Source organism: Arthrobacter sp. Y3223164 (assembly GCF_059091005.1).
In genome coordinates this window covers 1-9,832 of record NZ_JBNHGF010000078.1, presented here as the reverse complement: position 1 = coordinate 9,832, position 9,832 = coordinate 1, and the positions used below count along the sequence as shown (strand labels likewise).

At 67.0% G+C, this 9,832-nt stretch carries 10 protein-coding genes; 9 read left to right on the top strand and 1 reads right to left on the bottom strand.

All coding sequences use genetic code 11. From position 1 onward, the window contains the following. The 9 genes from AC5RUJ_RS06385 to tyrS all read left to right on the top strand — a co-directional run. A partial coding sequence (locus AC5RUJ_RS06385; RefSeq protein ID WP_494155683.1) for an aminotransferase class III-fold pyridoxal phosphate-dependent enzyme occupies positions 1 to 301 on the top strand: 301 nt, incomplete at its 5' end. Next, positions 298 to 1,257: an ornithine carbamoyltransferase gene (gene argF / locus AC5RUJ_RS06380; RefSeq protein WP_494002368.1), complete on the top strand. Its 960-nt coding sequence runs from the start codon at positions 298 to 300 to the stop codon at positions 1,255 to 1,257. The genes AC5RUJ_RS06385 and argF, both read left to right, overlap by 4 nt. Further along, positions 1,212 to 1,778, top strand: coding sequence for an arginine repressor (locus AC5RUJ_RS06375; RefSeq protein WP_494002367.1), 567 nt, complete (start codon positions 1,212 to 1,214; stop codon positions 1,776 to 1,778). The genes argF and AC5RUJ_RS06375 overlap by 46 nt, the downstream gene beginning before the upstream one ends. Before the next feature lie 139 nt (positions 1,779 to 1,917). After that, positions 1,918 to 3,366 (top strand): argininosuccinate lyase, encoded by a 1,449-nt coding sequence (gene argH / locus AC5RUJ_RS06370; protein WP_494101945.1) that lies wholly within the window; start codon positions 1,918 to 1,920, stop codon positions 3,364 to 3,366. Between the two features lie 103 nt (positions 3,367 to 3,469). After that, entirely contained in the window at positions 3,470 to 4,459 is a 990-nt protein-coding gene (locus AC5RUJ_RS06365) for an SRPBCC domain-containing protein (RefSeq protein WP_494002365.1), read from the top strand. Continuing rightward, positions 4,459 to 5,088, top strand: coding sequence for a DNA-3-methyladenine glycosylase (locus AC5RUJ_RS06360; protein WP_494002364.1), 630 nt, complete (start codon positions 4,459 to 4,461; stop codon positions 5,086 to 5,088). Before AC5RUJ_RS06365 ends, AC5RUJ_RS06360 begins: the two co-directional genes overlap by 1 nt. Positions 5,089 to 5,130: 42 nt before the next feature. Next, complete coding sequence (locus tag AC5RUJ_RS06355; RefSeq protein ID WP_494128339.1) at positions 5,131 to 5,637, top strand: adenine phosphoribosyltransferase; 507 nt, start codon at positions 5,131 to 5,133, stop codon at positions 5,635 to 5,637. A gap of 122 nt (positions 5,638 to 5,759) precedes the next feature. Further along, the gene (locus tag AC5RUJ_RS06350; RefSeq protein WP_494128337.1) at positions 5,760 to 8,018 is read left to right on the top strand and encodes a HelD family protein; all 2,259 of its coding nucleotides are present in this window, start codon (positions 5,760 to 5,762) and stop codon (positions 8,016 to 8,018) included. 4 nt (positions 8,019 to 8,022) lie between these two features. Continuing rightward, a complete protein-coding gene (gene tyrS, locus AC5RUJ_RS06345) occupies positions 8,023 to 9,339 on the top strand; it encodes a tyrosine--tRNA ligase (protein WP_494002362.1) in 1,317 nt (438 codons plus the stop codon). Between the two features lie 217 nt (positions 9,340 to 9,556). On the opposite strand, the gene AC5RUJ_RS06340 is transcribed toward tyrS, so the two are convergent. Next, the coding region (locus AC5RUJ_RS06340) for a hypothetical protein (RefSeq protein WP_494128338.1) at positions 9,557 to 9,832 on the bottom strand (276 nt) is incomplete at its 5' end.

Genomic DNA, 9,832 nt, shown 5'->3' with positions numbered 1-9,832 from the left:
CCACGCCTCCGGACTGGGGGAGCGGCTGCGCGCGGAGCTGGCCGGCCTGGAACACGTCGCCGAGGTCCGCGGCGAGGGCTTGCTGATCGGGATCGACCTGGATGCCGACATCGCCGCTGCCGCGGTGGCCGCCGCCCTGGAAGCCGGCTTCATCATCAACAACCCCGGCCCGCGCACGCTGCGGCTGGCCCCGCCGCTGATCCTGACCGCCGAAGAGGCCGCCCGGTTCACCGCCGCGCTGCCGGACATCCTGACCACCGCGGCTGCCCTGGCCGCCGCCACCAGCAAGGACGCATCATGACCCGCCACTTCCTGAAGGACACCGACCTCAGCCCGGCCGAACAGGCGGAAGTGCTGCAGTTGGCCGCCGACATGAAGCGGTCCCCCTACCGCTACCAGCCGTATGCCGGCGACGGGGCGGGACGTAAGACCGTGGCCGTGATCTTTGACAAGACCTCCACGCGCACCCGGGTGTCCTTCGCCGCCGGGATCGCCGACCTGGGCGGGGTGCCGCTCGTCATCAATCCCGGCGAATCGCAGCTGGGACACAAAGAGTCCGTCTCCGACACCATCAAGGTGTTGGAACGGATGGTCTCGACGGTCGTCTGGCGGACCTACGCCCATGCCGGGTTGGAGGAGATGGCGGCGCTGTCCCGTGTGCCGGTCATCAACTCGCTCTCCGACGACTACCACCCCTGCCAATTGCTGGCCGACCTGCTGACGGTGCAGGAACACAAAGGCAAGCTGGCCGGACTCACCATGACCTATCTGGGCGATGCGGCCAACAACATGGCCAACTCGTACCTGCTCGCGGGAGCGACGGCGGGGATGCACGTGCGGATCGCCGGACCCGCCGGGCACCTCCCGGCGGCTTCGGTCGTGGCGGAAGCCGAAGCACGCGCCGCCGAAACCGGCGGCTCGGTTCTGGTCACCACGGATCCCGCCAAGGCGCTGGCGGAGGCCGACGTCGTCGCCACGGACACGTGGGTCTCGATGGGGCAGGAAGAGGAGAAGGCGGAGCGGCTGGAACTGTTCAAGGACTACGCCGTGGACCAGGCGGCCCTGAAGCTGGCAGCCGACGACGCCGTCGTGCTGCACTGCCTGCCCGCCTACCGCGGTTACGAGATCGCCGCCGAGGTCATCGACGGCCCCCAGTCGGTGGTGTGGGACGAGGCGGAGAACCGGCTGCACGCCCAGAAGGCGCTGATGGCATGGCTGATGGACCGGTCGTCGCTGGCTCCACTGGCCGGGAGCTGACGGCGGTGAACACGATGCCGGCCACCAAGACCGCCCGTCAGGCCAAGATCACCGCGATCCTCACCGGCGAGTCGGTGCGCTCGCAGGCGGAACTGGCCGCCCGGCTGGCGGACGAGGGTGTCCAGGTAACCCAGGCCACGCTGTCGCGGGACCTGGTGGAACTGGGTGCGGTACGGGTGCGCGGCCAGGACGGCGGGCTGATCTATGCGGTGCCCGGCGAGGGCGGGGAACGCACGCCGCAGAGCGGTGTCACCCAGGAGATCCTGGACGCCCGGCTGGCCAGGCTCTGTGCCGACCTGCTGGTCACCGCCGAGGCCTCCGCAAACCTGGTGGTCCTGCGGACACCGCCGGGGGCGGCCAACTTCCTGGCGCTGGCCATCGACCACTCGGTCATGCCGTCGGTTCTGGGCACAATTGCGGGCGACGACACCGTTCTGCTGGTGACTCGGGATCCGGCCGGCGGAGCGGCGCTCGCCGCACGGTTCCTGCAGTTCGCCGACGAATCCTCGCGCAACGCCTGAACCCCATAACCTAGTCGCAGCAGTAGCAGCAGCGGCGGACGCCGGCGCGGAAGCCGGCACAACGAGCCATCTCCGCCGGCCGGCACGGCCGGGTGCGGAACCGTCACCAGGGCAACCTGGCGGAAAGGGAAGACACAACGTGACGCAGGAACCGAAGAGCCCCACCGGACACACCAACGAAGGCGCCCTCTGGGGCGGCCGCTTCGCCGGCGGCCCGGCCGATGCCCTGGCCGCGCTGAGCAAGTCCACGCATTTCGACTGGCGCCTGGCACAGTACGACATCGCAGGTTCCCGTGCCCACGCCAAGGTCCTGCACCAGGCCGGATTGCTCGACGACGCCGAACTGCAAGGCATGCTCGCCGCCCTGGACCGGCTCGACGACGACGTGCGGTCGGGCGCGTACGTGGCGGCCGAGTCGGACGAGGACGTGCACGGTTCCCTGGAGCGCGGGCTGATCGAACGGGCCGGCGCCCAGCTGGGCGGAAAACTTCGGGCCGGACGGTCCCGCAACGACCAGATCGCCACCTTGGGCAGGATGTACCTGCGCGACCACGCACGGATCATCGCGGGGGGAGTGCTGGCAACCATCGATGCGCTGCTCACCCAGGCCCGCCGGTATCCGGAGGTTGCCATGCCGGGCCGCACCCACCTTCAGCACGCGCAGCCGGTGCTGCTGTCCCATCACCTGCTGGCCCACGCCTGGGCGCTGCTGCGGGACGTCCAGCGGCTGGCGGACTGGGACAAGCGGGCCGCCGTCTCTCCCTACGGCTCCGGTGCCCTGGCCGGTTCCTCGCTCGGCCTGGATCCCAACGCCGTCGCGGCGGACCTCGGCTTTGACTCCGCAACCTGGAACTCGATCGACGGAACTGCCGCGCGGGACGTCTTTGCCGAATTCAGCTGGGTCGCGGCCATGATCGGCGTGGACCTGTCCCGGATATCGGAAGAAGTCATCCTGTGGGCCACCAAGGAATTTTCCTTCGTGACGCTGGACGATGCCTATTCCACGGGCTCCTCGATCATGCCGCAGAAGAAGAATCCGGACGTCGCGGAATTGGCCCGCGGCAAGGCCGGCCGGCTGATCGGCGACCTGACGGGGCTCTTGGCCACGCTCAAGGGCCTGCCGCTGGCCTACAACCGTGACCTGCAGGAAGACAAGGAACCGGTCTTTGACGCGGCAGACACCCTGGAGCTGCTGCTGCCCGCCGTCGCCGGCATGATCGAAACCCTTGTCTTCAATACCGAGCGGCTGGAGGAGCTGGCCCCGCAAGGCTTCGCGCTCGCCACCGACATCGCCGAATGGCTGGTCCGTCAGGGCATTCCATTCCGGGAAGCTCACGAGCTGTCCGGTGCCGCCGTAAGACAGGCCGAAAGCCGCGGAGTTGAACTCTGGGACCTGACGGACGAGGAATTCGCGGCTATTTCCCCGCAGCTGACTCCACAGGTGCGTGAAGTGCTCACGGTCGAAGGTTCGCTGGCCAGCCGCAGTTCGCAGGGCGGCACCGCCCCGACCGCCGTGGCCGCCCAGATCGCGGCGCTTGAGGCAGCGCTGGACGGCGCACGCGGCTACGTCTCCGGCGGCCGCCCCTGAGCCGTCCGCACCCCGGCACGGGTAAGTTACCGGCCGGTAGCAAATAGTGCTGCGGTAGTTTGTGAAGCGACGGGTCGAGAGCCACTGAGCCGAGGGAGCGAGCATGTCGACGCTGAGCCAGGACGAGGAAAAGCTGGTGCCGGAGGGTCGGATCGAGCGGGTTGACGGGGACTACGTCCTGGCCTTCGACCGACAGCTCGATTACCCGCGCAGCTACATCTGGAGCCTTCTGGCGGAAAAGGACAACGTCGCTAAATGGCTCGGGACGCTGGACGCCGACTGGCAGCTGGGCCATACCTATGAGCTGGATCTGGGCGGCGGCACCACCAGCGGTACGGTCCTGCAGCTGAATCCGCCGCTCAGCCTGCAGATCAGCTGGGAGGATGAGCTGGGGCAGGAAGCGGTCATCGAATGGCGGGTGCTGGAGAGCGACGGCGGTACCTTGCTGCAGTTCCGCTCGCGCGCCGAGGGGCCGGACTTCCTGACCGAAGGCAGCGCGGGCTGGCAAACAATCCTGGACGCACTCGCCGCCGTCGCTGGCGGGCGGCCGTCAAACCCGGAGCCCGGTCGATGGGCACGGCTGCGCGAGGCCTATGCCCGCCACTTCCGGCTCTCGCACTCGATGGGCACCGCCCAAAAGGATTCGGGCCGCACAAGCCTGCGTTTCGAACGGTTGCTCGACGCCGCCGCAACGGAGGTCTGGGCGGCCCTGACCGAGCCGGATCTGTTCGGCAAGTGGCTGGGCCCCGGCCGCGTGGAGCTGCAGACCGGCGGCGCCGTCGAATTCACCCTGCCGGAACGGACGGTTGAGGGGGACGTTGAGTATGTGCTCGCCGGCAGCCGTCTCGACTACACCTGGACCGCTCCGGAGGGCAGCGGAACCGTGCACTGGATGCTGGAACCGGCCGACGGCAAGACCCGCCTGCTGCTGGTGCACAACATCGGGCGAGAGATATCGCCCGAAGCCCTAATGGCCCGCTGGCACGCGCGGCTGGATGCCCTCGCCACGGTGCTGGGCGGCGGCCATGTGCATGATTCGGCCCACCGGCTCGAAGCCCTGACGCGCTTCTACCAGCGGGTGCAGCCGGCCTAGTGGACGCAGCGTTACTTCACTGGCTTGCCCGGCCCGCCGTGGACGTTGCTCCGGGGCTGCTCGGCGCCCGCCTGACACACACCACGCCCGAGGGAACAGTAGCCGTACGGCTCACCGAGGTAGAGGCCTACATGGGCGAGCACGACCCGGGATCGCATGGCTTCCGCGGCCCGACAAACCGCAACAAGGCGATGTTCGGCCCGCCGGGCCACATCTATGTCTACTTCACCTATGGCATGCACCATTGCGTGAATATCGTGTGCGGCCATGACGGCCAGGCCACCGGGGCCCTGCTCCGCGCCGGTGAAATCACCCAAGGCCTTGACCTTGCCCGAAGCCGGCGTGCTTCGGCCAAAAACGATGCGGAACTGGCACGGGGGCCGGCCCGGCTGGCCACTGCCCTGGGGCTGACGCTTGCCGACAACGGCAGGGCCTTCGCCCAGGGGGAACTGGAACTCGCACGGCCGGCAGTCCGGGCCTCCCATCAGCATGTGCGGACCGGGCCGCGGGTGGGCGTGAGCGGCGAGGGCGGCACCGCGGCCTACCCATGGCGTTTCTGGCTTGAAGGGGACCCGACGGTCTCGCAGTACCGGGCCGCGAAGCCGCGCCGACGCGCCGGCAGCGGGTAGGGTAGACGGGTGAATGAACGTCCCCGCGAATCAGTTGAAGCCATGGTCAACCGTCTTTCTGAAACGGTTCGGGACTATCCGAAGCCAGGGATCATCTTCCGGGACCTTACTCCCGTATTTGCCGACGGCGAGGCGCTGCACGCCTTGGTGCATGCCCTAATCGACCCGTTCGAGGGCCAATTCGACGCCGTCGCCGGTGTCGAGGCCCGCGGCTTCCTGCTGTCGGCCGCGGCCGCGTATGCCTCGGGCACCGGCGTCATCACCGTGCGCAAGAAAGGCAAACTGCCGCGCAGGACGATTTCCGAAGATTACTCGTTGGAGTACGGCACGGCGACGTTGGAGATCCATGCCGATGAACTGGTGCCGGGTTCGCGCGTCCTGATCCTGGACGATGTGCTGGCCACCGGCGGGACCCTCGGCGCGGCGTGCCGCCTCTTCGAACGGGCAGGGGTGCAGGTTGCCGGATTCGGCGTGGTCCTCGAGCTCTCGGCCCTGCGGGGCAGGTCTGCCCTGACCGGACACCGCATCCGCTCGCTGGTGCGTGAATAACCCCGGCCATTGCGTCCCTGGCGAAAGGGCGCGTGCCCGCCCGACCGCGGTCCTTCCTGCGGGAGAAAATTTGGCGCGCCGGTAGTAGAATGGACGGTCTGCCTTTTGGGGAGGGAACACGTATGCCTGAATCGCCTTCGGCCCATGCCGAGCTAGAACTTGAGCGCGCCTATGTGGCGGGGCTGTACCGCCGGCTGGAAGAACTGCGCGCCGAGAAACAGGAACAGTTGGCCCGCGTCCGCAGCAGCGGCGCCGTGGGAAGCATGCAGAACATTTCCGAGCGCGACGCTTTTGCCACCATGTACGAAGACCGGCTGGCTCAACTGAACGCCGTGGACGACCGGTTGGTGTTCGGCAGACTCGATCTGGACGACGGCGACCGCCGCTACATTGGGCGCATCGGACTCAGCACGGCAGACCTGCAGCAGTTGATGGTGGACTGGCGGGCTCCCGAAGCCGGGGCGTTCTACCAGGCCACGGCTTTCGAACGGCTGGGAGTTCGGCGGCGCCGGCACCTGATTTTGCAGGGGCACCAGGTCAAGGGCATCGAAGACGATGTGCTGGATCCGACGATGCTCTCCGAGGACGGGGTCCTGCAGGGCGAAGGGGCCCTGTTGGCGGCGCTGAATTCGAAGCGGACCGGAGCCATGTCCGACATTGTCGGCACCATCCAGGCCGAACAGGACCGCATCATCAGGGCCCCGATGCCGGGGATCCTCGTGGTGCAGGGCGGTCCCGGTACGGGCAAGACCGCCGTCGCCCTGCACCGGGCGGCCTATCTGTTGTATTCGCACCGCGAACGGCTGAAGTCCGCCGGCGTGCTGCTGGTGGGGCCGTCGAACTCTTTCATGAAGTACATCGAGCGGGTGCTTCCCTCGCTGGGCGAGACCGGAGTGGTGATGTCCACCCTGGGCGGGCTGATGCCCGGCGTACGGGCCGTGTCCGAGAGCAACCCGGCCGTGGCCGAGATCAAAGGCCGCCTGGCCATGGCCGGCGTCGTGGCCAACGCAGTGGCCAACCGGCAGAGGCTTCCGGCGGAACCGCGCAGGCTCAACGTCGAAGGCACCATGCTGACGCTGACACCGCGCCAAGTGGCACGGGCCCGCGACCGGGCACGGGCGACCGGCAAACCACACAACGCGGCCCGGGTAACGTTCGTGAAGATCCTGCTGCGCGAACTGGCGGACCAGCTGGGGGAGGCGCTGGAGAAATCGTCCGGACCGGGAAACAACGCGGACCGTGCCTATCTGATCGAAGACGTGCGCACCTCCCGCGATGTCAGGGTGGCGCTTAACCTGTGCTGGATGCCGCTGACCCCGGAGCAGTTGGTCAGGGAACTGCTCAGCAAGCCGGCCCATCTCGAGGCGGCCGCTCCCGATCTGACGGAGGCCGAGCGCAAGCTGCTGCTGCGCCCCGCGGATGCGCCGTGGACGGAAGCCGATGTGCCGTTGCTGGATGAGGCCGCGGAGCTGCTCGGGGACATGGATGCCTCGGCCGGGCGTGACAAGGCCCAGCGGGATGCAGACCGCGCCCGCGACGTCGCCAATGCGGAACAATCGCTGCGGAACGTCGACCAGATGCTGCGCGACATCGGGATCGACGGCGTCGTCAGCGCCGAGGATCTGGCCGGTTACAACCAGGCGCAGCAGACCCGCTTCACCGCTGCCGAACGGGCCGCCGTCGACCGCACCTGGGCCTTTGGCCACATTGTGGTTGACGAGGCGCAGGAGTTGTCGGCCATGCAGTGGCGGCTGCTGATGCGCCGCTGCCCGCTAAAGTCGTTCACCGTCGTCGGCGATATCGCCCAGACGAGTTCGCCCGCCGGCGCGGAATCGTGGCAGCAGGCGCTCGAGCCGTTCGCCGGCGACCGCTGGCAGCTTGAAGAACTAACCGTGAATTACCGCACGCCCTCCCAGATTGCGCAGGCCGCCGTCCGGATGGCCAACGCAGCGGGCCTGGTCGTGACGGCTCCGAAGGCGGTGCGCGACGGCCGCTGGTCGCCGGTCGTGGACCGGGTGCCGGAGGGTCGCATGGTCGAACGGCTTTTGGAGGTCATGCCCGAGGAGCTTGCCGCCGCCGACGGCGGTCTGTTGGCTGTTATTGCCTCCGACCACCGCCTGCCGGACGTCCGGAGTGCGCTGGCCGCGGCCTACGGGGCACGCGTGGGCGGCGGTGCCGGCGGGATGGAACAGGACATCAGCGTGCTGGGTCCGCAGGAGGCCAAGGGCCTGGAGTTCGATGCCGTCGTCGTGCTTGAGCCGGGTGAGCTGCTGCACCGGGTCGGCGGCCGCGTCGGGGATCTTTATGTTGCCATGACCCGTCCGACCCAGCGGCTCCGGCTGCTGGCCGAAGGCGACGTCCCCGAGGGCATCGAAGGCTGATAATTTGGTATCCGTGAATAATACGTTTCTGGCTTCCCAACGCAACGACCCTGGTTTTGCCAATGTGTGGCAGGAACTGAAGTGGCGCGGCCTTGTCCATGTTTCGACCGATGAAGCCGAACTGGAGAAGCTGCTGGCGGGGGACCCGATCACGTATTACTGCGGCTTCGACCCCACCGCACCCAGCCTTCACCTGGGCAACCTGGTCCAGCTGCTGACCATGCGCCGGCTTCAGCTGGCGGGGCACAAGCCGCTGGGCCTTGTAGGTGGCTCCACCGGGCTGGTCGGCGATCCCCGACCTACCGCCGAGCGCACCATGAACACCAAGGAAACCGTCGCCGAATGGGTGGACCGCCTGCAGGGACAGGTGCAGCGCTTCCTGGACTTCGACGGTACGAACGCCGCGCGGATGGTCAACAATCTGGACTGGACGGCGCCACTGAGTGTCTTGGACTTCCTGCGCGACATCGGCAAGCACTTCCGCGTGGGGACGATGGTCAAGAAGGACATCGTCGCGTCCCGGCTGAACTCGGACGAGGGGATCAGCTACGCCGAATTCAGCTACCAGATCCTGCAGGGCATGGATTACCTGGAGCTGTACCGGCAGTACGGCTGCATCTTGCAGACCGGCGGATCCGACCAGTGGGGCAACCTCACCAGCGGCATCGAGTTGATCCGCAAGGTGGAGGGCCAGTCTGTCCACGCCGTCGGCACGCCGCTGATCACTAACTCCGACGGAACCAAGTTCGGCAAGAGCGAGGGCAATGCCATCTGGCTGGATGCGGACATGTGCAGCCCCTACGCCATGTACCAGTTCTGGCTCAACACTGCCGACGCGGACGTGGTGCAGCGGCTCAAGGTCTTTACCTTCCGTTCCCGCGAGGAGATCGAAGCGCTTGAGCGCGCAGTAGCCGAACGGCCGCATGCCCGTGAGGCACAGCGTGCGTTGGCCTACGACGTGACGTCGATTGTGCACGGCCCCGCAGCCACCGAGAAGGTGATCGCCGCGTCCTCGGCACTGTTCGGGCAGGGCGACCTGGCCGAGTTGGACGAGGCGACTCTTGTCGCCGCCACTGCCGAGCTGCCCAGCGCTGTGACCGGTGCAGCTACCACCGGCATCATCGACCTGTTGGTCCAGTCCGGCCTGGCCGCCAGCAATTCCGCGGCACGACGGACCGTAGCCGAGGGCGGTGCCTACGTTAACAACCAGAAGATTACCGATCCGGACGCCGCAGTCGGGAGCGAGCAGTTGCTGCATGGCAAATACCTGTTGATGCGCCGCGGCAAGCGCACGCTCGCCATGGTCGAAGTGTCTGCCTGAATCCACGGGCGTTCGCACGTCAGCCGGCCACGTCGAAGGGCCCGCAGTCCCCCTGGTCAGGGGAGGCCGCGGGCCCTTCGGCATCAGTGGCGGGCATCACCCGCCGGCGATTTGCGGGCCCGTCCGGTGCCGTGTAATGTTTTCTGAGTCGCCGCCGCTGGTTGTGAAACAGCCGGCCGGAACGCGACAAGCCCCTTCGATAAAAAGACAGCGACTGTCATGCGCCCGGGTGCGCAGGCAAATTAGCTGGGTTTTTGTGATGGGTTCCTTTTCTCGAGGTAAATGAAGCGGAAACGCGGATTTGACAGAAAGAAAAGGAATGAAATAAAGTAGAAACATCGCAGCGAAGAAAAGCAAAGCGAATTTCGGAAGAAATTGTTTTGGGAAGTATTCGTTTGCTCCTGTTGTTTGAGAACTCAATAGTGTGCCAAGTTTGTTGATACCAATTATTTATTGGTTGAAAGTGCCGTGGCGTGCCGCCCCTGTGGTGTGT